Here is a 24,697-nt window from a genome sequence, read left to right on the forward strand (position 1 = left end):
AGGGAATCATATAACCGGCGGAAGTGGAATAACCACAGGGAGTATGATTTTGAAAATGCCGACCGCCTGGGCAAAGTGTTAGCCTAGGTGGTTTTTTTATATCTATAATTACCATAATTTATAGGCTGATGCAAAATTTTAAGAATTATCAAAAAATTTTGGAAAAGGATGGATAAAATTATGAGAAATGAATGGAATGGATTTAAAACAGGCATATGGAATGAGAAAATTGATGTTAGGAATTTTATTCAGAAAAATTACTCACCTTATATGGGAGATGAAAGTTTTTTAGTAGCTCCAACAGAAAAAACTAAAAAGGTTTGGAAAAAATGTGAAGATATGATTTTAGAAGAACTTAAAAAAGGTGGAGTTTTAAAAGCAGATTCCAAAACTGTTTCTGGAATAGATAGTTTTAAGGCTGGATATATTGATAAAGAAAATGAAGTAATTGTAGGACTTCAAACTGATGAGCCACTTAAAAGAATGGTTAATCCATTTGGTGGTATAAGAATGGCAAAGCAGGCCTTGAATGAATATGGCTATAAAATAGATGAAGAAGTTAATGAAGTATTTACTAAGTATAGAAAAACTCATAATGAGGGCGTTTTTGATGCTTATACAGATGAAATGAAGGTCGCAAGACATGTGGGATTGTTAACAGGACTTCCAGATGCTTATGGAAGAGGAAGAATAATAGGTGATTTTAGAAGAATTGCTTTATATGGAATTGATTTTTTAATTGAAGAAAAGAAAAAAGATTTAAAAGAATTAAAAGGTGATATGTCAGAAGTTTTAATAAGACGAAGAGAAGAAGTTGCTGAACAAATAAAGGCACTTAAAAAGATGAAGAACATGGCTGCAGAGTATGGCGTAGATATTTCAAATCCAGCGGTAAATGCAAGAGAAGCTGTTCAATTTACTTATTTTGGGTATTTGGCTGGAATAAAAGAAAATAATGGTGCTGCCATGTCACTTGGAAGAGTTTCAACTTTTTTAGATATATATATTGAAAGAGATTTGCAAAATGGAGTTATAACAGAAGAAGAAGCACAGGAAATTATAGATCAATTTGTAATTAAACTTAGAGTAGAAAGACATTTAAGAACACCAGAATATAATGAATTATTCGCAGGTGATCCTAATTGGGTTACTGAATCTATTGGAGGAATGGGAATTAACGGAGAGACCTTAGTTACTAAAAATTCTTTTAGATTTCTTCACACACTTACAAATTTAAATCCAGCACCAGAACCTAATATGACAGTTTTATGGTCTGAAAAATTGCCAGAAGCTTTTAAAAAGTATTGTGCAAAGATGTCAATAGCTACAGACGCAATTCAATATGAAAATGATGATATAATGAGACCTATATATGGAGATGATTACGGAATAGCTTGCTGTGTTTCTGCAATGCAAATAGGTAAGCAGATGCAGTTCTTTGGAGCTAGATGTAATCTTGCAAAATCACTTCTCTATGCAATAAATGGTGGAGTAGATGAAAAGAAATTTGATAAAGTAGTTCCAAGTATAGAAAGAATAAAAGATGAAGTTTTAGATTACAATAAGGTAAAAGAAAATTATTTTAAAGTAATGGAATATGTTGCAAATTTATATGTAAATACACTTGATTTAATACATTATATGCATGATAAGTATGCCTATGAAGCAGGACTTATGGCCCTTCATGATACAGATGTTCATAGATTCCTAGCTTGTGGTATTGCAGGACTTTCTGTAGCGGCAGATTCATTAAGTGCTATAAAGTATGCTAAAGTAAAACCTATAAGAAATGAAGCTGGCATTGCAATTGACTTTGAAATTGAAGGGGATTTTCCTAAATACGGAAATGATGATGACAGAGTAGATGACATGGCTGTTGAAATAGTTAATAAATTTATTAAAGAACTTAGAAAAACAAAAGCATATAGAAATGCAGAACATACATTATCTGCACTTACAATAACTTCAAATGTAATGTATGGAAAAAAGACAGGAGCAACTCCAGATGGAAGAAAAGCAGGAGAAGCTTTTGCACCAGGAGCAAATCCAATGCACGGAAGAGATAAAAGTGGAGCATTAGCATCTCTTAATAGCGTTGCTAAAGTACCTTATAGGAATGTGTGCCAAGATGGTGTTTCAAATACATTTTCAATAACACCTGATGCCTTGGGAAAAGATGATGATAGCAAGGTAAACAATTTAAAGGCATTACTAGACGGATATTTTGTACAAGGAGCACATCACTTAAATGTAAATGTACTTAATAGAGAAACATTATTAGATGCAATGGATCATCCAGAAAAATATCCTACACTTACTATAAGAGTATCAGGATATGCAGTAAATTTTGTAAGGCTTACTAGAGAACAGCAGCTTGAAGTAATAAAAAGAACCTTCCATAAAAATATATAAAGGGTGATTATTATGGGGAAAATTCATTCTATAGAGACCATGGGATTAGTAGATGGACCTGGAATAAGAGTGGTAGTATTTTTTGCAGGATGCAGACTTAGATGTGCCTTCTGTCATAACCCGGATACATGGAATTTAAATAATGGAGAGGAAATTAGTGCAAATGAGCTTTTAAATAAGGTTAAAAGATTTAAAAGTTATTTTACAAGGTCTGGAGGAGGAGTTACCTGTTCAGGTGGAGAACCTTTAATGCAGCCAGAATTTCTTCTTGAATTTTTAAAATTATGTAAAGAAAATGGAATTAACACTGCTATTGATACTGCTGGCTTTGGAATTGGAAACTATGATGAAATTTTAAAATATACTGACACGGTTCTCTTGGATGTGAAACATGTAAATGAAGAAGGCTATAAAAAATTAACTGGTGGCAGTATGGAGGAGTTTTATAAATTTCTAAATTCAGTAAATAATTCAAAGGCACACATATGGATAAGGCATGTTATGGTTCCGGGAATTACTGATAACTATGAAAGTATGGATCAAATTGTGAGTATAATAACTAAAATTAGAAAGATAGATAAATTTGAAATTTTGCCATACCATACTTTAGGTGTTTCTAAATATGAAAAGTTAGGTGTTAGATATAATTTAACTGATGTTAAACCTATGGATAAAGAAAAAGCAAGTATGTATGAAAATTATGTAAAAAATATTCTCAAAATATAGATGATATTACAAAAGCCACTTGAAATTACAATTATAGTTTCAAGTGGTTTTATTTTATTACGATAGATAATATGTTATTAGTATGGTATATGGTATGGAGGGGTTAAAATGTCATTGGTTTCAAAATCAAATTTAAATGGTGGCAAAGAATATAAGTATAAATCGGAGAAAAGATTTCTAAAAAGAGTAAAATTTCAAATGGAGGTTATGTATCCTAGAATAAATGATGAGAGTGTGTATGAGAAATATGGAGGGAATGATACGCTTTTAAAGGCATGTAATATATCTGAATATGGAATTTGTTTTAAAAGTGTAATACCATTAAAAAAAGGTGATTTTATAAATTTTTCACTTGCCTTGCCAGATAAACTATCTATGTGGTGCTTAGCTGTAGTAAGGTGGATTAACCTAAATGATGAGTTCTATGTTGCGGGGTGTGAGTTTATATCACTAACATTAAATCAAATAAATAATATAAAAGAATATATAAAAAATAATGAATAATTATAAATTTATTTTATTGCTGAAAAGTAAATAAAAAGTTAAATTATTTTGAATGTTTGAATTTGAAATGCTTTTTTTTATGAAATGCTTAAAAATAGCCTAAAAATTTGACATAAGAAATATTGATGATATAATAGACATAACAACAAGATAACTAATCCAATTTGAATTATAGGAATATATAGGAAATGAATATCTTATCAAGAGAGGTGGAGGGACTGACCCTATGAAACCCAGCAACCGATATTATCATTTTAATACGCGGTGCTAATTTCTGCAGCTTTATTAGCTGAGAGATGAGAATAATAACGACTTTAAGCTCGGGATTTATTCTCGAGCTTTATTTATATGATTTCAATAACGATGCAAATTGGAAAAACAAGCATTAAATGCTTCAGCGTTTTAAAATTTTAAATGGCAGGTGAGTTTATGATAAGAATACAAAATATTTCTAAGTCCTTTAGTGGTAATAAAATACTTAAAAGTATCAATCTTGAAATAAATAGCGGAGAGATATTTGGCATTGTTGGACATAGTGGAGCTGGTAAATCAACTTTGTTAAGATGTATAAATGGTCTTGAAACATATGATGATGGATCAGTTCAAGTAAGTGACAAAGAAGTAAAAGAGTTAAAAGGAAAGGAACTTAGAATATTTAGAGAAAAAATAGGAATGATATTTCAAAATTTTAACCTACTTGAAAGAAAAGATGTATTTAGTAATATTTCACTTCCTTTAGAAGTTTGGGGATGGAAAAAAGAAGAAATACAAAAAAGAGTTACTGAACTTCTTAAACTTGTAGGATTAGAGGACAAGGCTAAGAGTAAGCCTAGAGAACTTAGTGGAGGGCAAAAGCAAAGAGTGGCAATTGCAAGGGCACTTGCGTTGAAGCCTGAAGTTATACTATGTGATGAAGCTACTTCAGCGTTAGACCCTAGTACAACTAAATCAATACTTGAACTTTTAAAGAAGATAAACAAAGAACTCGGAATCACTATAGTTATAGTTACTCATCAAATGGAAGTTGTAAAGGAAATATGTGAAAGAGCAGCACTTATGGATGGAGGAATTATAAAGAAAATAGGAAAGGTTCAAGATTTATTTTTAAATCCTGGTGAGGAAATTAAAAAATTAATTGGAGAAGATGAAGATATACTTCCAGAAACTGGTGTTAACATAAGAATAATATTTGCAAAGCAAGAAAGCGAGGAGGCAATTATTACCTCTATGGCAAGAAAGCTTGATATAGATTTTTCCATTGTATGGGGGAAGCTTGAAAAGTTTAGGGAAGATGTTTTGGGAAGTCTTGTAATTAATGCAAGCATAGAAAATAAAGAAAATATATGTAATTATCTTTCGGAAAAAGGCGTTAAGTGGGAGGTGATAGAATGAAAATATTAAATGAAGTATTATTCCCAGCGCTTTTAGAGACAATATATATGGTAGGTGTATCTACGGTTCTTGCGGTAATAATTGGTTTCATACCTGCAATTATTTTAGTAGTGACAGATGAAAAAGGCTTAAGACCTAATAAAGTTGTATATAAGATATTAGATTTTATTATAAATATGTTAAGATCATTTCCATTTTTGATTTTAATGATAGCAATAGTTCCTCTTACCAAAATTATTGTAGGAAAGCAAATTGGTACTACAGCTGCTATAGTCCCACTTACAATAGGTTCTTTTCCTTTTGCAGCAAGAGTTATAGAATCTTCACTTAAAGAGGTTGACCCAGGAGTAATAGAAGCAGCAAAAGCTTTTGGAGCAAGTAATTTACAAATAATCTTTAAGGTCATGCTTAAAGAAGCTTTACCATCAATTGTACTTGGAATTACACTTACTGTAATAAGTATAATAGGATATTCTGCTATGGCAGGTGCTATAGGTGGAGGCGGTCTTGGTGATGCGGCTATGCACTATGGTTACTATATGTTTGACAATGAAGTTATGATATATACAGTAATAATACTTATGATTTTAGTTCAAATTTTACAATCTTTAGGCAATTTTATATACAAAAGAATGACAAAATAAATAGGGGGAGTTTAAAAATGAAAAAGAAATATTTATCAATAATTTTAACAGGACTTGTGTTATTAACTACTTTGGCAGGTTGTGGAACATCAAAGACAGCAACTAATGCAGATGATAAAAAGACTATTGTTGTAGGTGCATCGCCTGTACCACATGCAGAAATTTTGAATAATGTAGTAAAAGGTATTTTAGCTAAAAAGGGATATAAACTTGAAGTTAAAACCTTCACAGATTATGTGCTTCCAAATACAGCACTTCAAGATGGAGATATAGATGCAAATTATTTTCAGCATATACCTTATTTGAATGAATTTAATAAGGAAAAGCATACTGATTTAGTTGCTACAGTAAAAGTTCATATTGAACCCTTAGGAATATATTCTCAAAAGATTAAGAGTTTAAAGGATTTAAAAACTGGAGACGAAATAGCTGTACCTAGCGATGCAACTAATGAATCTAGAGCATTAAAATTACTTCAAAAGAATGGACTTATAAAATTGGCATCAAAAGATCTTGTTACAAAGTTAGATATAACTGAAAATAAATTAAAGTTAAATTTTAAAGAACTAGATGCAGCACAAGTTCCTAGAGCGCTTGGAGATGTTGCAGCAGCTGTTATAAATGCGAACTATGCACTTCAGGATAATTTAAATCCAACAAAGGATGCCTTGGCATTAGAATCAAAAGATTCACCTTATGCCAATGTAATTGCAGTTAAAAAGGGAAATGAAAATAAAAAATATATTAAAGCTTTAGATGATGCAATGAATTCACCAGAAGTAAAAAAATATATAGAAGAAAAATATAAAGGAAGCATAATTCCTGCTTTTTAACAAAATAAGCTTTTAATAATGGAATTTTTGGATATATAAAATTTTATCATATTTTTAAATATTCTGAAGCAAAGTGTAGTGCAAAATCAAATAGCCTTTGGTAGGCGTAGAAAAATGATGTTATGGAATAGCATCTCAAAATCTTAAATAAAATTAATAAAACTAAGCGGCAAATTTTTTAAAGTTTAAGAGCTTTAGATAACTCGCAAAAATTAGCTCAGACAATCTAAATCTCTAAAGCTTTAAAGAATTTGCCACTAAGTTTTATAAAATTTTATTTAAAAAATTTTTTCAATGCTATTCCCTAACATCATTTTTTCCTCCACCTACCAAAGGCTATTTGATTAATCCACTACATCTTTGTTTCACAATAATTTTAAATTATGCATTAAATAATCTTAGTGCGACAGTCAATTTTAACTTTTCAAATTGATTATCTATAATATCTCTAGTATGAGGTTTTAAAAAATTACATTTTATGGTACAATGATATATATAAACAATTCTGAAAGAGTGATAAAATGATAACAAAAAATAAAACAGTACATATTAGTGATATATTTAAAAATAATTGTTTGGCAGATGGTAATAATAAGGAAGTTTATAAGAAAGCTTTATTCTTTGACTTAGAGCACTATGTTTATAAAAAGCCTATATGCGTTGGAGTTTTTGGATGTGGTTATTATAATGAAGAGTTAAGTCAGATTGAATTAACTCAGTATATGATAGAAAATGAAGAAGATGCGAATGAGATACTTAAATTAGCTGAAAAATATTTTTGTAAAGCAAAAAATGAATTGAATAAGGAATATGTTGTTACATTTTCTGGTAATAACGACTTCACAATGATTAATTATCTTTTTGAAAAAAATAATATCGATATAAAGGTAAATGAATATTTTAAATCGGTTGATTTGCAAAAAGAATACGAAAAAATTTCAGGTAAGTGCATTGGACTTAAAAATTTAGAAAAAATATTTTCTATCCCGAGAGAAACTGAACTTATAAGCGGTGCAACATTAGCAAAAACTTTTGCTAAAATTATTAAAGATAATGAATATTTTGAAAGAATGCCAGAAGAAAAAGTTGAAAAAATATTAAGCTATAATGAGCAAGATGTCACAAGCTTGTTTTATATAATGGTTAATTGGTATGAATTTACGAAGAATATTAAAAAAGAGGATTGTAAATAAAAATACTTTTGGCGTATTAAAAAATATCCGTTGAAATATAAACGGATATTTTTTTATGTTGTTTTAGTTGATTCTTTTGTAAAGGTAGCATAACTTTTAAAACTTGACTATATTTATAATAAGGGATAAAATTAATAACTTGAAATAAAAAATAAGTTTAAGGAAAGATGAAAATATGAAAAAAATTTGCTATACCATTGGACATGGTGACATAGAATTTAATGATTTTATTTCTATTTTAAAAGTATATAAAATTAATTGTGTAATAGATATTAGGGGAGAAATAGATTGCTTGGAAAAATATAAACATAATAACATAAAAGCTCTCTTAAATGATATTGGTATATATTATATTCCAATGCAGCAGGAATTTAACTTAAAAACGATTAATGAGGATGGAGCAGTTGATTTCGAAAAAGTAAGATGTAGTGATAATTTTAATAAAGGAATATCTAGAATAGAAAATGGATTAACAAAGGGATTTAATATAGCAATTATGGGAAGTGAAATTGAACCTGTAAATTGTAATAGGGGGATTATAATAGCTTATGTTTTAAAAAAAAGGGAAGTAGAAGTTAGGCATATAATAAATAAAGAGGTGATTAAGAATCAGGAGGACATAGAAAGTGAACTTTTAAAAATGTATGGTGTTAAGCTTATAAAAATGGTAGCTGAATTATCAATAAACAGTATAAAGAAAAATGTTGACCTGGATATGAATGAGAACGATTTTAGAAATGAAATGATAGAAGAAGCATATAGAATTAGAAATAGAGAAATATGTTTAAAGTGTTGCAAAATGTAATTTTTAACAATATAATTAATATGTAATTGAGATAACGTTTACTTAATAGGAGGGTTGTTATGAATTTAAACGATAATTTTAGAGATATCAAGCTAAAGAGTGGAAATTTAAAATTAACTCCTGAAAAGTTTAAAGAACTCTTAGGGTATTACGATTGTGACCAAGGGGAAGAACTTAATTTAAACGTACTTAAAGAAGAAGAATTTGATCAATACAGCAGAAAGCTAATAGAATACACTGTAAGGCTAAACGAAAAGGTACAAGCATACTTACTTATCCCTAAAAATAAAAATAAAAACAAGCCAGGAATTTTAGCCATTCATGCTAATAAAAAATTAGAGGATTATAAGTATGGTAAAAGCACTGCCGCTGGAATAGCTGGGGATATTGAACTTAATTATGGTCTTGAGCTATGTCAAAAGGGTTATGTAGTAATATGTCCAGATAGATTTCCTTATGAAAGTAGAAATTTTGAAAAATCAAATTTAGATGTTAATTATGGTGAATTTAGAACTTCAGAAAGCAATTTTCAAAATATTAATTTTACAAATGAGTTTTATAGAATGTATATGTGTAATAAATGTTTATACGAAGGATACACTGAAATGGGTAAAGAACTTTTAGAAATGCGAAAAGCTGTAGATGTACTTCAAGGGTTAGAAGAAGTTGATTCTGAAAAAATAGGGGTCATAGGTGCGTCTGAAGGTGGAATGCTTGCTATGCTCTCAATGTATATTGATGATAGAATAAAAGTAGGATGTATTAATTATAACTTAAGATTTCCAGATGATTTGTATAATGATTCTGTAGCTAAACTTATAAAAAGTTTTGATATGTATTTAACTATTCCAAAATTGAAACAATACGGCAACATAGAAAATATATTGTGTGGTATTGCACCAAGACCGTTTATGATTACTCAAAGTGAAGAAAGTGCTTTGAATAGTTATTCAGAGAAATTGTATGAGAAAATCAAAGAAAATTATTTGGATATGCGAATTCCAAATAAATTTAGTAACATAATTTTTAATAGTAATAGTTTTTTCCCACAGGATGTAAAAAACAAATGTTATTATTGGCTTGAAAAGTGGCTATAATGCTAAGTAAGAGTGTTCTGGAACATTAAATAACATCAATAAATCTAAGAGGAATATTTTTAAAAGCCTAAGAACTTTCAATAACTCACAGTCGTTCAAACAAATTGAAAGTTCTAAGTCTTTTGAAAATATTCCTCTAAGATTTATAAGAAGTTATTTAAATCGTTCTAGAACACTCTTACTTAGCATTTACAGTTGGTTAAGGTAAAAATTCCTCCGTACCTACGGAATTTTGGTTAAGTGCAGAAAATCAACTTTCATTGTGAACTTTGCATTGATTAACAGAAGTTCAAATTGTTAAAAATTGTATACATTATCTTGGTATATTTAAAGCTTAGATGCAGTTTCATTATATAGTATTAAAAATAAGTCTTTTTCCTTGTAAATAGTTTTACTATTTTATATATTAAAGTAATTAAAATAGCTAGTGCTGCAATTATTGCTAAAGCAGAAGCGCCGTATAGTAATTTATTATCTGATATTAAATCCTTTGTGGAAAGACTGGAATAAAGTTTATAATTTTTAGTGACGCCTCTTTCTTTTAAAGTTAAAGTACCAACTGAAGTATCAGTGTTTAACTTCCAAGGATTTATATTAGATATATTTTGAACTAAAACTTTTTCAGCATCATTTACTGGATTTTTAAAATAATTCACATTTTCTTTTACAATTAAAGGCACATCTACTGTTTTTGTTGGGCCAAATAATTTAAATGGCTTGTATGATAATTTAACAGTAGTATATTTTGAACCACTTTTATAAAGTGTTGTAGGAGTCAAAGTATAGCTATAATTAATTAAGTTTTCCATATCTTTAGATGCTTGAAGGTCTTTTTGGTCATATAATGAATCCATTACAACACCTATTATTTTTCTGCCATTTCTATTAAATATAGCTATCAAACATTTACCTGCCTCAGAAGTATAGCCAGTTTTACCTCCAATGCAAGTTTGATCGTAAACAGATTCCTTTGGAAGTATAAGTTTATTCCTATTTTCAAGGGGCAAATTAATGCCATCAACAGTTGCAAAAGTTGATTTTTGTGTAGATATAGTTTTTAAAATCCAATCATTTGAAAATGCAACTTTGGCAATTTGACTCATGTCATAAGCTGTACTATAGTGATTTGGATCATGAAGTCCATTGGCTGTAACAAAATGGGTGTTTTTTAGACCTAAGGATTGTACTTTTTTATTCATAATAGCCGAAAATTTATTTGTAGTATCTGCATCTGTATCATTTATATTATTTAGTAAATTTGATGCAATAACATACGCCATGTCGTTTGCAGAATACATTAAAAGACCTTTCATAACATTATCAGCGGATATTTTTTCGCCAACCTTTAAAGGATGCAAATCTTTGTTTATAGAAGCGGTAGGTTGATCAAAAGCACTTTTTGAATAACTGAGTATGTCAGATGGCTTTTTATTTTCTGTAAATAAAATTGCCGTAAGTAATTTTGTTGTGCTTGCTGGATAAATTTTTTCATCGAGTTGTTTGGAATATATAACTTCTCCTGTAGAAGCATCTATTGCCACGGCAGTTTTAGCAGCTAATTCAGGTGCTGATGCATTGACTGTGCTAGCAGCAAATACATTAGAAGAAGCAGAAAATATTAATGATAAACTAAGTAATGTAGATATAAATTTATGTTTCAATGTTCATCGCTCCAATTTTAATTTAGATTTTACTTAATGAGTATAACATAATAGGAGGAGTAAAAAAAAGGTTGTTTCAAAAAATATAATACGTTTTTAATATATTTTCTTAGAGATAAAGGAATTTAAATCGCTCTTAAGATGAAAATTCCATCATTTACTGTTATGCTCTACAAATAAAAATGCAGGGCTCATTTACCCTGCATTTTATTCAGAACTTTTGCTTTTTACTTTTATTAATATTAGAGATAATGCAATAATAGCCACATAGGCAAAAACATAATAAATCGAAATAAGTTGAGATGCATTTAAAAACTTGAAATAAATAAATAATAATAAAGATACTACAGTCCAAAATATTGATATGTATGCTAAAATGTTATTCTTCTCACGCCAAGCCATAGGGTCTTTCATAGTTCCTATTATTTTATCACGTGATTTATTTCCTGGGGAAGTTTTAATAACTAAGTTTTTAAAATACAACGAAAATAACAAACTTATTAAACTTATACCGAGAAACCAATATGATAAAGATATACTTGTAACATTCACGAAAATCACTCCTCAAGGTAAGTATGCCCTAAGTTAAAAAAATAATACATGTTATTTTAGGCATATTAAAGAAAATAACAAGTCCAACTTGCAGTTATTTTCTTTAATATGCCTTAGTAAATTTATTTGCTCTTTGCCATTAAATTTAATTCTTCTGCTAAGTTTGTTATTTGTTGTAAGTTGGCAGTAGCTTCTTGTATAGCAGCTGATTGTTGTTCTGTAGTGGATAGGGTCTCATTAGAGGTTTCTATTGTTTTATCAACAGAGACTTGAATTTTATTTGTAAGTTCTCTTATTTTTAAAGCAGTTTCTTTTGAATTTTGTGATAAGGATCTTATTTCTGTAGCAACAACTCCAAACCCTTTACCATACTCACCTGCTCTTGCTGCTTCTATTGCTGCATTTAAGCCTAACATTTTTGTTTGATCTGCTATACTTTTTATAGAATCTAGTACTGAATTTATTTCTATAGATAAATCTTTTACAGTAACTATTTCATCGCTTAAATTATGTTGATTATTAGTGACATTTACAGAAGAAGCACTAAGCTCTTCCATAGTGGCAGATACTTGGTTAAAGTTAAAAGAAAGATTTTCAGCCATATTGCTTAATTTAAGTTGCTCATAACCTATTTTTGAAAGTGAATTTGCTACTATAAAAAGAACCTCTGCAGCAGCCTTGATATTTTCTGCTTTAGTCATATAAACATTGTTGGCAGCATTAACAAAGCCGTTTTCATCAACGCCTATTTCTTTAGCAGTTTTTCTATATTTATCTTCTTCGGGAGGAGCTGTTAATACTTGTCCACCTAAAATTGTACCTATAAGTGTGCCTTCTATAAGTATAGGAGCAGCAAAATCTATTAGTCCAGCGTGGCAAGTATAAATATAAGGTCTGCCTGTTCGTGCAGCTTCTTCGCCGCCTTTTTTATGGGATGCAGCGCATCTGTCATCTCCTATTTTGGTAGAATGAGTGAAATTTGTACAAAAATTTGTGTAGGAACTTGGCTTAGTTATAGGTTCACCAATTTTATTTACAGTTACACTTGCTATATTCATGCCGATCGCAAAGTTATCCTGAAAGGTTTGTAGCAATTTTATATCTATAACATCTTCTATTTCAAGAGCAGTTAAATCCAAATTTCCGTTACCTAATTTTTTTATCATAATTCATCCTCCGAATTAAAATTTAAAATATCTGCATAATCAGTCTACCATAACTTGAGTAGCATTTATACGCTATTGTTTTGGAAACTTTACATGTATATTCTTTTTAGACTTTTTTATGGTGGAGACGCCTAAAGCTTTTTGTAATGTAAAAAATGAAGCATCATAAAATTGTCTTTTACACAATTTTATGATGCTTCATTTTTTATTTCTTACTGGTATGAACTTTTATGTTCTTAATTTTACTAAAAAAATTTACGAATTTTATGCATTGGTATTCAACATATGGATTTTCATTTGTTGATAAATCTTTTTTTATATCATTTTTTTTAATAATTGTATCAATTATCTTATTTTTATGTTTAAACTTAACTATATAGATATCTTCAGTTTCGATATCTATTTCCATAAATCCTAAACTCATAGATTTTTGATCTAATTTTTCAATAGATATAAGTTCAGATTTTATAATTGGACTTAGGTTTAGCTTTTGCAATAAAAGTTTTTTTGTGAATTTCCATGAAACATACAGTATTAAACCAATTGTACTAACAATCATATACATTGTAATTATTTGCGCTTTTGGAATTAGATACAGCATGTTTTTAAAAGATGACATACCTAAAATGCAATATAGAACTAATGGTGCTATGAGAAAGCATATGCATAATGTAATAATTGAATTTATTATTTTGTTTTTCATAATATCATCTCCACAACTACGATTAATGAAATAAAATTATGCCTTATATTAGAATTATAAAATAAAATATAGAATTTTTAAAGTAAAAAAATGAATTTGAAAAAAATATATAATTATGATAATATAATACCAGTGAAATTTATATTGGCTCAAATATAAGGGAATGAGGTTAAATGCCTCAGCAGCCCCCGCTACTGTAAACACAGACGAAGGATTATACGCCACTCGGTTTAGTAACTTTATAAATTGGGGAAGGCAATCTTATAGGATGAAGTGTAAGCCAGGATATCTTATATTTTTAATGAGCGATTTCTGCCTTCGGTGGGAAGGTTAAGGGTTTTGAAAAATAATGGCCTTTTGGGGCTTTTTTTGTTATGTGCAGAACCTTTAAGGTTCTTTTTTTATTTATAAAGATTTGATAGTAAAGATTTTCAGCAGTAAAATGCAGTAAATCCGCATTCAATTTACTTTGAAATAAGGGAGGATAAGTTTGGAAGATATTCATGTTATAAGTCCTGTTAGTTTATGCTTAGTGTTTATCATTATAACGTTTTTAGAAGATAACCCACTAATCATATTGTGTATATTTGTCTTTATATTAATTGTCTTTATAAAAAGGGGAGCAGTAAAAAAATTAAAAGTTGGTTTAATATATTTTATTCCCTTTGCTATTATGAACATGGCAATAAATATGTTTTTTGTATCTAAGGGAAGTTTTGTTGTATTTAGTGCTTTTGGAAGAGATTTTACTTTGGAGTCTATAGTATATGCATTTTCCTTGACCTTTAAACTATTAGTTGTAATATACATTTTTATGATGCTGGGATTGCTTGTAGATTCCGATAGTGCTGTATCGTATTTTATGTCTAAAGTTCCCAAAACATCACTTGCAATGATGATAGGAATTAAATTTTTCCCAATAATGAAAGAAAGAGTTAAAAGTATAAAAATGGTATATAGTGCACGAGGCGTTGATTTTGAGAGAGGAAATATAAAGCAGAGAATAAAAAGCAATCTAGAAGTTTTATCTGTTCTTTTAGAGGATTCGCTTGAAACCTTTTTTAATATTGCAGAAGCTGCATATGTAAGAGGATTTCTTAGTGGTAAAAGGACTACCTATGATAAACAAAAGTTTCAAAGGAGAGACTATTTTTTCACTGTAGTATATTTTACTTACTTTTTAGCCTTTTTAATATTGCATATATTAAAATTTGATAGCTTTGATATTTATGCATATGGAATCACAAGAAATTCATTTTTAAATCTGTCTGTATATATATTTTTCATTCTAACTATTTTTAACTCATTTATAATAAACAAAGGATTAAGCGTAGAGAGGGGGGAAGTTTAATGGAATACATAGAGGTTAAAAATTTAAGCTATTCATATCCAGATGAAGAGAAAGCTACTATTAAGGATATAAACTTGCAAATAAAAAAGGGTGAGATATTATTTTTATGTGGCAAATCAGGCTCTGGAAAATCAACATTATCAAGATGTTTTACTGGAGCAGTTCCTAATTTCTATGGAGGTACAATATCTGGAGAGGTTACTATTAACAATAAAGGCTTAGAAGAACTTACGGATAGGGAAAGAGCAGAGCTTATAACTATGGTATTTCAAGACCCAGAAAAGCAAATTTTAATGGATAAGGTTTTAAGGGAAATTGCTTTTGGAATTGAAAATATAGGGATTGAAAGAAGTATTATAAAAAGGCGTGTAATTGAAACTATGCAGTTTTGCAATATTTTAAATTTAAAGGATAGATTTATAAAGACTTTATCAGGTGGAGAAAAACAAAAAGTTTCTATTGCTTCAGCTTTAGTTTATATGCCTAAATGCATTGTATTTGATGAACCAACTTCACAACTTGATCCAGCTGCTTCTGAAGAAATTGTAAATTTAATAAGAAAAATAAATCAGGAACTTGGAATTACAATTATAGTTATTGAGCAGAGAACAGATAAGTTTTTTGAAATAGCAGATAGGATTGCTGTAATGGATAAAGGTAGTATAATATTTTGTGGTTCTAAAAGTGATATGTATGAGAATACTTCTGATGAAGTAAATAGATTTTTACCATCATTTTTAAAAGCAGCAAGAGTTTTAAATATAAATGAAATGCCAAATAGTTTTAGGGAGCTTAGGGGGAACTTAAGTAAATATAATATAGCTTATAGTTGCACAGAAAATTTAATTAAAGAAAGTAAAAGTATAATTGATATAAAGAAACTTGTATGCAAATATGATGAAATGAAGGCAGTTGATGATATTAATCTCAATATAAGGCAGGGAAGCTTTAATGGAATTATAGGTGCTAATGGTGCAGGAAAAAGTACACTTATGAAAGCAATTATGGGCTTTACGCAATATAAAGGAAGCATAAAGATATGCGGGGAAGAAGTTAAAAAATTAAAAAGACTAGGAATTAAAATAGGTTATGTATCTCAAAATCCCAATGATTATTTATCTAAGGACACAGTTTATGAGGAATTAAAGTTTACATTAAATAATTATGGACTTAAAGATGAAAAGTTGATAGATGATACTTTAAAGGCACTAGATATATATAAATTGAAGCTAAAAAATCCAAGAGATTTAAGTGGTGGTGAAAAACAAAGAGCAGCAATTGCATCTGTACTTGTTTTAAAACCAGAAATATTGATATTAGATGAGCCTACAAGGGGACTTGATGAAGAAGCAAAAGATAGGCTTGGTGGCATTTTAAAAAGTTTAAATGATAGTAGGGGCACAATACTTATGATTACACACGATATGGATTTTGCGGCTAAATTTTGTGATAATTTTATACTTATGTTTGAGGGAAAAGTTATAGCCGAAGGAAGCAAAAATCGTGTTTTAAATCAAGGTATTTACTATACAACTAATATAAATAAACTTTTTAGAGATATTAATTCTAATATATTTGTAGTTGATGATATAAGGACTATTTGTAAGGAGAAAAACAATTATGAAGAAACTAATTTCTAGTCTTATATTGTCTCTAGTTATAGCACTTATGGCAGCAGCTTTTAAGTATGGCAGTGAAAATACATTTCCAGCAATTGTTACAGGCATTGTTTTTTCTATTATAATTCTTGCTTATTTTTATTTTGAAAAAAGTTCTATGGGAACTAAAGAAATAGCACTTATTGGAGGAATTTCTGCCTTTGCATCTGCTTCAAGGGTTGTTTTTACAGGTATACCCAATGTTCAGCCAGTAACTTTTATAGTAGCAATAACAGGAATGGTATTTGGCCCCTTTGAGGGGTTCCTTGTTGGAAGTACAACAGCCTTTATATCAAATATATTTTTAGGACAGGGACCATGGACACCTTGGCAGATGTTTTCATGGGGACTTGTTGGGTATCTTTCTGGTATCATGGGCAAAAAAGAAAAGAAAATGCCTGTAGAAATATTTGCAATAATATGTTTTTTATATGGTTTTATGTTTGACTGGATAATGGATATATGGCATGTACTTGGATATATAAGACCAATAAATGTTAAAACAGTATTTTTAGCATATTTAGCAGGCATAACTTTTGATGTAATGCATGCTGTTGGAAATTTTATATTTTGTATAGTTTTTTATGATAAGTTTTATAAAATACTCAATAGATTTAAGAAAAAAATAACTTATAAAAAAGTATAGGGGGAAAAAGTATGAAAACAAAAAAAATAAGTAACAAAGTAATAAGTTTTATATTAAGTTTTGCAATTATTTTTGCATACAGTTCTTCAATTACAGGGCTTAATATAAAAGCAGCTGCAAATACTATAAATGTAGTTGTAGATGGGACAGATAAGCAAATAGCAGGTGGCGTATCAGAGAAAACTAGCGCATTGGATGCATTAGAAGAAACCTTAAATACTAAAAATATCAAGTATGACATTGAAGATGGCCAGTATGGCAAGTTTATTAATAGCATAAATAATTTAAAAACAAATGATATTGAAAAAGGCTCTGGATGGATGTATGCAATCCAAAAATCAGATGGTACTTATGTTTCACCAGATACAGCAATTGATAAGACTACTTTAAGTGCAGGAGATGAACTAGTGGTTTATTTTTCACTTTGGGGTACAACATATCTTGCAAATGATATAGAATTTTCAACTAAGGATGCAAATAAGCCAATTACAATAAGCGTAAATAATAAAGATATTGATTGGAATACAAATAAGCCAGTTGTTACTCCTATTGAAGGTATTACGGCTAAACTTACAAATGAAAAGGGAGATACAATTCCGGTCATTTTAGATAAAAATCAAATTTCAATAAATAATGGTTTAGAAGCAGGAAATTATTATTTAGACTTAAGCGATTATAGTGCTAATTCTATTCCTAAAGTGGCAGCAGATAAATTTGAATTTACAATCGCAACTGGAACTCCAAGTTCAAATCAAGGAGGTAGCACACAAACTGGAGACAATGGAACAAACAATACTGATAGTTTAGATGTTTCTAGTGAATTAAAGTTAACCGAGAATTTAGTTAAAAATTATACGGATGAATGGGCAGCACTAGATTTAAATAATTTAGGAATGCAAAGCAGTATACATCATGATTTTATTGAAACAGCAGCAAACAATATAAAAGAAAATGGTATTCAAAAATCATATAATACTGAAATAGAAAAACTAATAATTGGATTAACAGCAGCAGGATATACTCCATATAATTTTGCAGGTGTTAATTTAGTTTCGGAACTTTACAATAGAAATATAGATGATTTCCTAGTTAACGATGCTGTTTATGGTCTTATGGCTTATGAATATGCAAATATAAGTGATGCAAATTATAAAATAACAAAAAATGCACTTAAAGATTTTATTTTAAAAAGTGCAATTAAAGATGAAAGTGGAAATGTAGTTGGATGGTCTTATGATACTAGTGTAAAAACAGCAGATGCTGATATGACAGGAGCTGCTATTTCGGCTCTATCACCTTATTATAATTCTTCCGATAAGGATGTTGTTTCAGCAGTGGATTCAGCAATTTCACATTTAAATTCTATACAAGATGCTAACGGAAATGTTCCAGGAAGTTATGGAAACTCAAGTGAAACAAATGCTTTTGTTATATTAGGCTTGTTATCTGTAAATGTAAATCCATATGGAGCTACAAAATTGTCAAATTCTACAGTTGATTTCAAAAAAGCAAATGGTAATTTAGTAAATGCATTACTTTCATATAAAACTTCTGATGGAAGCTATAAACATACGCTTAAAGATTCTGATAGCAATGAATTTTCAACTGAAGAGGCTTTTAGAGCATTAATAGCATTAAATGAATTTAATCAAAAGAAGGCAGCATATAATTATTATAGCAGTGGTATAGATGCATATAAACTTCCAGTGTACAGTGTTTCAGAAAATACTACTACAGGTAATTCAACGGCTTCTAATACAAATGCAGGTCAAAGCAAAATTAGTGAGGCTAAAGTAAATAAAAGTTACGCTTCGCTTCCTCAAACAGGATATTTCTTTGATTTTAAACTTTTAGTTCTATTAGGAATAGTTATTGCTAGTTCAGGTGCGTGCTTAATTGTGGTTTATAGAAGAAAGTATGTTAAATATAGATAAGCAATTGTGAATTGGAAAAGAGGATATAGAATGAAAAAGAAAATACTTTTAAGTGCTTCTGTAATAATAGTATCAATAATACTAATTATAGGTGGAAATGCTGTAAGAGATAACCTTAGTTTTTCTAGCAATAAAAATATTACACAAGGTGTAAACAAAAAAGAAACTGTAAAAAAAGCAAGTAATGATAGTGGAGACAAAAAAGTTGATACAAGTACTGCAAAAAGTGATAGTAAGGACAATAATTCAAATAAAACTACAGCACAAGCAAGAAGTAAAAGTACAACTTCAAATGTAAGTACAAGTAGTACACAAAAGACTGTTACAGCATCTAGTAAAACTTCAGCTTCGAGTAGTAACAGCAATATATCCTCAAATACTACTAATTCAAATTCATCAGCTAAAAGTGTAGAAGTTAAGCAGGAAGCTAATATTACAATAGTAAATGCTTTAGATGGAAAAACAATTATTTCCACTTATGAGGATGTAAATGGAAAGACAGTTGGAGATGTAACTTTAGATGTCTTAAAAGCAAACAATATAAGTAGAGAAACAACTGGTTCTGGATACATGCTATATATATCAGCCATTGATGGTTTAAGAGAAAAAGAACATGGAAAAAACAGTGGATGGATTTATTATGTAAATGGAGAGTCACCAGATATTGGCTGTGGCGGATATAAACTTAAAACAGGTGATAAGGTGACTTGGAAATACTCATCAAACTAGTTAAATAATAAACTTTCCAAATTAAAGTGTAGTGCAAAATCAAATAACCTTTGGTAGGCGTAGAAAAATGATGTTAGTGAATAGCGGCTCAAAATCCTAAATAAAATTAATAAAACTAAGCGACAAATTTTTTAAAGCTTAAGAACTTTCGATAACTCGCAAAAAGATGCTCAGACAATCTAAAGTTCTAAAGCTTTAAAAAATTTTCCGCTAAGTTTTATACAATTTTATTTTAGAAATTTTTTCACCACTATTCACTAACATCATTTTTTCCCTACACCTACCAAAAGTTATTTGACTAATCCAACTACATCTTTATTTCAGAATATATAATTATTTTGTAATAACTTAATACAGTAATTTTAATGATTTTAGTAATAGATATTGATTATGAACTACAGCAAAATTCCGTAGGTACACTAATATTTTTGATTAATTGATTCTTTTCAAATGGATCATTAAAAATTAATTATAAATAGTCAAGAATCGTAATGTGCCAGAACAGTTTTATTCACAAATATTTTGGCAAAATTCTGAAAATACTTTAAATTTACCAGTAAAGGAGTTATAATGTAACCATAAATTATATTAGTAAACGAGACCTCAGTGTATTATAGTAAATTTGTTGATGTTAACTTTTGTGATTTTATAAATAAATTTTGATTATATGGTTAAAATAACAATATCAATTAGTTTTTACTTTATTTATAAAAGAAAAGCTTACTAATTTATTAATATTTAAAGGGGTGTTAGCTATGCTAGAAAGAACATTGGTTTTGATTAAACCTGATGGAATCAAGAGAAAAATAATGGGAGAAATTATAAGTTTCTATGAAAAAAAAGAACTTGATATAATTGAATTAAAGCTTGTTCAGTGTAGTGAAGAACTTGCGGAGGCACATTATGAGGAACATAGGGGAAAGCCGTTTTTTAAGGAGTTAATAGATTATATTACAAGTGGAAAGTTATGCGCAATGATTATTCAAGGTGAAGATGCAATTGATATTGTAAGAAAGATAAATGGCAATAAAGACCCACGATTGGCAGAATTAGGAAGTATAAGAGGAATTTATGCAGATAATAGAACAATGAACTTAGTACATGCTTCTGATAGTTTTGAACATGCGGAAAGAGAAATAAAACTATGGTTTCCAGAAAGTGCAGATAAGTTTGCTTTTAAGGAAAATATTTCTCTTAATGTATAGATGTATTGCTTAGAAAATCGAAATTACAAATGCCAAGTGTATCCTTACAAATTATAATTTAGCAGGATACATTTGGCATTTGTAATTTCTATATTTTAAATTGCCTATCTATAATTATAAGTTATTACGTATAAAAATTTGTAGATGGCTCGCAAACAATTGTATTTTTCAGTGAAACATGCTAATATATTAAGTAGTGTATATATAGTGAAACTACTTCCAAACTAGAAATTGTAAATGCCAAGTTTATCCTTGTAACAATATTTTTTCAATTCACAGTTCACGATGCACAATTCACAATTCAGGATGATTTTCTGCTGAAGCAGAAAATCTTAAAAATAATAAGTTATAAGATTTTTCGTAGTGTTAAAGATAAACCATGTGAAACTTCAAAATTAATTTGTATCAAAATGTCGTCTTTTGGACATTATGATGCAAATTGATTTTGGTAGTTGAACTGATTTATCTATAACGGAGAAAAATCACCCTTCATTGTGCATTGTGAACTGTGAATTGTGAATTAAAAAAATTGTTATAAGGATACATTTGAAATTATCAATTTAGATTTTTGAAGTGGTATATCTATAGTAATCAGTAGGAGGGGTCGATTTGAAAAAAGTTAGAATAGGTATTTTAGGTTTGGGCAATGTTGGAAGAGGAGTTTGGAAGATCTTAAATACCAATAAAGATGAAATAAGAAAAAGATCGGGATATGATATTGAGGTAGCAAAAATTTTGGTAAGAGATGTTAATAAAAATAGAGGTATCGATGTTCCAAAAGAGCTTCTTACGGATAATGCAGATGAAATACTAGATGATGCCACTATTGAAGTAGTAATAGAAATTATAGGTGGAATAAATCCAGCTAAGGAATACATATTAAAAGCAATGAAAAATAAAAAGCATGTAGTTACAGCAAATAAAATGCTCCTTGCAACAGAAGGCGATGAATTATTTCAAACAGCGGAAAAAGAAGGCGTTATGTTTTATTATGAAGCAAGTGTTGCAGGTGGAATACCAATAATACATGCAATAAATGAGAGTTTAACTGCAAATAAAATAGAGCAAGTAATAGGAATAATAAATGGTACAACAAATTATATATTAACAAAAATGACCTTCGAAAATATGACTTTTGAAGCTGCATTAAAGGAAGCTCAAGAAAAAGGTTTTGCAGAGGCAGATCCTACTTCGGATATTGAAGCTTATGATGCTATGTATAAACTTGCAATATTAACTTCTCTTGCTTTTGGAACAAAGGTTAATGTAAAGGACATATATAGAGAAGGTATAACAAAAATAAAACCTATTGATATTGAATATGCAAGAGAGTTTGGATATGTTATAAAATTAATTGCAATGGTGAAGGAAAGAGAAGGAGAGCTTGAAATGAGGGTTCATCCTACAATGATACCTGAGAGGCATCCACTAGCAAATGTAAATAATTCATTTAATGGTATATACATAAGTGGAAATGCAGTTGGGGATATAATGCTTTACGGAAGAGGAGCAGGAGATCTTCCAACTGGAAGTGCCGTAGTTTCAGATGTAATATCTATATTAAGAGGAAGTGCAGATGTTTCAGCAATAAGTGTTGTTAAAAATAATTTTTGGAATAGAAAACCTAGTCCTATGGAAAATACTAGAAGCGAATATTATATAAGAATTTCAGTTAAAGATTTACCAGGCGTGCTTGGTGAAATTTCAACAATTTTTGGTGAAGAGGGAGTAAGCATATTATCTGTTATGCAGAAAGGTAAAAGAGAAGATTATACATCTGTAGTATATTTTACACATACAACCCTTGAAGGAAATATAAATAGAGCAATTGAGAAAATTAATAAGTCCGGAAATGTTAAACAAATTGACAACATAATAAGAATAGAAAATATACAATAATCTGGAGGGATAAAAGTGGAAGATATTTATTACAGCAGTACAAGAAATGATAAAAACAAGGTACTTTCCTCTGAAGCAATTTTAAAAGGAATTTCAGAGGAGGGTGGACTATTTGTACCTAATGAAATTCCAAAGTTAAATTGTACTATTGAGGAACTTATAAAATTAGATTATAAGGAAACAGCATATGCTGTTATGAGCCGATTTTTTACTGATTTTACTGAGGACGAACTTAAAAATTGTATAGAAAAAGCTTATGATAATAAATTTGACACTGAAAAGATAGCACCACTTAAAAAAGCTGGAGATGCATATTTTCTTGAGTTATATCATGGACCAACATTAGCCTTTAAGGATATGGCATTATCAATTTTGCCATATTTATTAAAAACCTCAGCTAAAAAGCAGGGTATTGAAGATAAAATAGTAATTTTAACAGCCACTTCTGGTGATACAGGAAAGGCTGCACTAGAGGGTTTTGCAGAAGTAGAAGGCACTGAAATAATTGTATTTTTTCCAGAAGACGGAGTAAGTGCAGTTCAAAAGTTGCAAATGGTAACTCAAAAAGGAAAAAACACTCATGTTGTGGGCATAAATGGAAATTTTGATGATGCTCAGAGTGCAGTTAAAAAGATGTTTACGGACACTTCTTTTATTGAGGAGCTTAAAGAAAAGGGATATAGGTTTTCTTCTGCAAACTCAATTAATATAGGAAGACTTGTTCCTCAAATTGTATATTACTTTTATGCTTATAGTTCTTTATGCAGAAATAAAGATATAAAAGTTGGTGAAAAAATAAATCTTGTTGTTCCAACAGGAAATTTTGGGAATATTTTAGCAGCATATTTTGCGAAGCTTATGGGACTTCCAGTAAATAAATTAATTTGTGCTTCAAATGATAATAAAGTTCTCTTTGATTTCTTTAGCACAGGTGTATATAATAAGAATAGAGAGTTTATGACTACAATATCTCCGTCAATGGATATACTTATATCAAGCAATCTTGAAAGATTGATATATCTTATATGTGATAGAAATTCAAAAAAAGTATCAGAACTTATGAAAGAACTTTCAGCAAGTGGAAAATATGAAATAACAAGCAATATGAAAGATAAACTTCAGGATTTTAGGGGTGGATATGCAACTGAGGGTGATACTAAAAAGGCAATAAGAAAAATGTATAGTGAGAATGATTATTTACTTGATACACATACTGCTGTTGCATATAGTGTATATGAAGCTTATAAGAAAGAAACTTCAGATAACACAAAAACAGTAATAGCTTCAACGGCTAGCCCATATAAATTTACTAATGCAGTAATGACAGCAATTGATGATGAATATTCAAAATATGATAGTTTTGAGCTAATGGAAAAGGTAAGTACAATTATGCATTCAGATATTCCTGAAAGCATAAAAGATATAAATAAAAGAGAAGTAATTCACAAAGATACTTGTGAAAAAGATGAAATGAAAAGTATTGTTGAAAGATTTTTAGGTATATAAACTTTTCATAATCTATTAAAGTGACTTTGTTAAAGTGCACTGAATTTTTAAATTTCGGTGTACTCTTAAATATTATAGATA

The 24,697-nt window shown here is 29.3% G+C and carries 21 protein-coding genes and 3 riboswitches; of the genes, 17 read left to right on the forward strand and 4 right to left on the reverse strand.

Annotation, left to right across the window (positions count from 1 at the left end; translation table 11 throughout):
• Positions 1 to 79, forward strand: a riboswitch (ZMP/ZTP riboswitch).
• Between the two features lie 101 nt (positions 80 to 180).
• From pflB to CUEA01_RS04075, 9 genes are all read left to right on the forward strand, one after another.
• Positions 181 to 2,412, forward strand: coding sequence for a formate C-acetyltransferase (pflB, locus tag CUEA01_RS04035; protein ID WP_234118598.1), 2,232 nt, complete (start codon positions 181 to 183; stop codon positions 2,410 to 2,412).
• Between the two features lie 12 nt (positions 2,413 to 2,424).
• Entirely contained in the window at positions 2,425 to 3,138 is a 714-nt protein-coding gene (pflA, locus tag CUEA01_RS04040; protein WP_234118601.1) for a pyruvate formate-lyase-activating protein, read from the forward strand.
• Positions 3,139 to 3,246: 108 nt separating this feature from the next.
• Positions 3,247 to 3,642, forward strand: a complete 396-nt coding sequence (locus CUEA01_RS04045; RefSeq protein ID WP_234118603.1) for a PilZ domain-containing protein — start codon at positions 3,247 to 3,249, stop codon at positions 3,640 to 3,642.
• A 194-nt stretch (positions 3,643 to 3,836) separates the two neighbouring features.
• Positions 3,837 to 3,945: riboswitch (SAM riboswitch) on the forward strand.
• Between the two features lie 126 nt (positions 3,946 to 4,071).
• Entirely contained in the window at positions 4,072 to 5,034 is a 963-nt protein-coding gene (locus tag CUEA01_RS04050) for a methionine ABC transporter ATP-binding protein (RefSeq protein WP_234118605.1), read from the forward strand.
• A 2-nt stretch (positions 5,035 to 5,036) separates the two neighbouring features.
• Entirely contained in the window at positions 5,037 to 5,678 is a 642-nt protein-coding gene (locus CUEA01_RS04055) for a methionine ABC transporter permease (RefSeq protein ID WP_234122119.1), read from the forward strand.
• Positions 5,679 to 5,695: 17 nt separating this feature from the next.
• A complete protein-coding gene (locus CUEA01_RS04060) occupies positions 5,696 to 6,511 on the forward strand; it encodes a MetQ/NlpA family ABC transporter substrate-binding protein (protein ID WP_234118614.1) in 816 nt (271 codons plus the stop codon).
• Between the two features lie 521 nt (positions 6,512 to 7,032).
• A complete protein-coding gene (locus CUEA01_RS04065) occupies positions 7,033 to 7,704 on the forward strand; it encodes a ribonuclease H-like domain-containing protein (RefSeq protein ID WP_234118616.1) in 672 nt (223 codons plus the stop codon).
• A 175-nt stretch (positions 7,705 to 7,879) separates the two neighbouring features.
• On the forward strand, positions 7,880 to 8,509 hold the full coding sequence (locus CUEA01_RS04070; protein WP_234118618.1) for a DUF488 family protein: 630 nt from the start codon (positions 7,880 to 7,882) through the stop codon (positions 8,507 to 8,509).
• 59 nt (positions 8,510 to 8,568) lie between these two features.
• Positions 8,569 to 9,606, forward strand: a complete 1,038-nt coding sequence (locus tag CUEA01_RS04075; RefSeq protein ID WP_234118620.1) for an alpha/beta hydrolase family protein — start codon at positions 8,569 to 8,571, stop codon at positions 9,604 to 9,606.
• Positions 9,607 to 9,965: 359 nt separating this feature from the next.
• Here the strand turns inward: CUEA01_RS04075 and CUEA01_RS04080 are convergent, their stop codons facing one another.
• The 4 genes from CUEA01_RS04080 to CUEA01_RS04095 all read right to left on the reverse strand — a co-directional run bounded on the left by CUEA01_RS04080 (position 9,966) and on the right by CUEA01_RS04095 (position 13,688).
• A complete protein-coding gene (locus CUEA01_RS04080; RefSeq protein WP_234118628.1) occupies positions 9,966 to 11,267 on the reverse strand; it encodes a D-alanyl-D-alanine carboxypeptidase family protein in 1,302 nt (433 codons plus the stop codon).
• A 207-nt stretch (positions 11,268 to 11,474) separates the two neighbouring features.
• Entirely contained in the window at positions 11,475 to 11,819 is a 345-nt protein-coding gene (locus tag CUEA01_RS04085; protein WP_234118630.1) for a hypothetical protein, read from the reverse strand.
• A 122-nt stretch (positions 11,820 to 11,941) separates the two neighbouring features.
• Complete coding sequence (locus CUEA01_RS04090) at positions 11,942 to 12,985, reverse strand: PocR ligand-binding domain-containing protein (protein WP_234118632.1); 1,044 nt, start codon at positions 12,983 to 12,985, stop codon at positions 11,942 to 11,944.
• Positions 12,986 to 13,190: 205 nt separating this feature from the next.
• The gene (locus CUEA01_RS04095; protein WP_234118635.1) at positions 13,191 to 13,688 is read right to left on the reverse strand and encodes a hypothetical protein; all 498 of its coding nucleotides are present in this window, start codon (positions 13,686 to 13,688) and stop codon (positions 13,191 to 13,193) included.
• Positions 13,689 to 13,810: 122 nt separating this feature from the next.
• Positions 13,811 to 13,999: riboswitch (cobalamin riboswitch) on the forward strand.
• 179 nt (positions 14,000 to 14,178) lie between these two features.
• Between CUEA01_RS04095 and CUEA01_RS04100 the strand changes: the two genes are divergently transcribed.
• The 8 genes from CUEA01_RS04100 to thrC all read left to right on the forward strand — a co-directional run bounded on the left by CUEA01_RS04100 (position 14,179) and on the right by thrC (position 24,616).
• Complete coding sequence (locus CUEA01_RS04100; RefSeq protein ID WP_234118637.1) at positions 14,179 to 15,039, forward strand: energy-coupling factor transporter transmembrane component T family protein; 861 nt, start codon at positions 14,179 to 14,181, stop codon at positions 15,037 to 15,039.
• Positions 15,039 to 16,679, forward strand: a complete 1,641-nt coding sequence (locus CUEA01_RS04105; RefSeq protein WP_234118640.1) for an ABC transporter ATP-binding protein — start codon at positions 15,039 to 15,041, stop codon at positions 16,677 to 16,679. Before CUEA01_RS04100 ends, CUEA01_RS04105 begins: the two co-directional genes overlap by 1 nt.
• Positions 16,660 to 17,343 (forward strand): ECF transporter S component, encoded by a 684-nt coding sequence (locus CUEA01_RS04110; RefSeq protein ID WP_234118643.1) that lies wholly within the window; start codon positions 16,660 to 16,662, stop codon positions 17,341 to 17,343. The genes CUEA01_RS04105 and CUEA01_RS04110 overlap by 20 nt, the downstream gene beginning before the upstream one ends.
• Positions 17,344 to 17,354: 11 nt before the next feature.
• Positions 17,355 to 19,277 carry a DUF4430 domain-containing protein gene (locus CUEA01_RS04115; RefSeq protein WP_234118645.1) on the forward strand — a complete coding sequence of 641 codons (1,923 nt, stop codon included), beginning with the start codon at positions 17,355 to 17,357 and terminating at the stop codon, positions 19,275 to 19,277.
• 30 nt (positions 19,278 to 19,307) lie between these two features.
• Complete coding sequence (locus CUEA01_RS04120; RefSeq protein ID WP_234118647.1) at positions 19,308 to 20,006, forward strand: DUF4430 domain-containing protein; 699 nt, start codon at positions 19,308 to 19,310, stop codon at positions 20,004 to 20,006.
• 755 nt (positions 20,007 to 20,761) lie between these two features.
• Positions 20,762 to 21,211: a nucleoside-diphosphate kinase gene (gene ndk, locus CUEA01_RS04125; RefSeq protein WP_234118655.1), complete on the forward strand. Its 450-nt coding sequence runs from the start codon at positions 20,762 to 20,764 to the stop codon at positions 21,209 to 21,211.
• A 609-nt stretch (positions 21,212 to 21,820) separates the two neighbouring features.
• Positions 21,821 to 23,110 (forward strand): homoserine dehydrogenase, encoded by a 1,290-nt coding sequence (locus tag CUEA01_RS04130; protein WP_234118657.1) that lies wholly within the window; start codon positions 21,821 to 21,823, stop codon positions 23,108 to 23,110.
• Positions 23,111 to 23,125: 15 nt separating this feature from the next.
• Complete coding sequence (gene thrC, locus CUEA01_RS04135; RefSeq protein ID WP_234118659.1) at positions 23,126 to 24,616, forward strand: threonine synthase; 1,491 nt, start codon at positions 23,126 to 23,128, stop codon at positions 24,614 to 24,616.
• Positions 24,617 to 24,697: the final 81 nt, after the last annotated feature.

This window comes from Clostridium hydrogenum, from assembly GCF_021432385.1.
Taxonomy (GTDB): Bacteria; Bacillota; Clostridia; order Clostridiales; family Clostridiaceae; genus Clostridium_S; species Clostridium_S hydrogenum.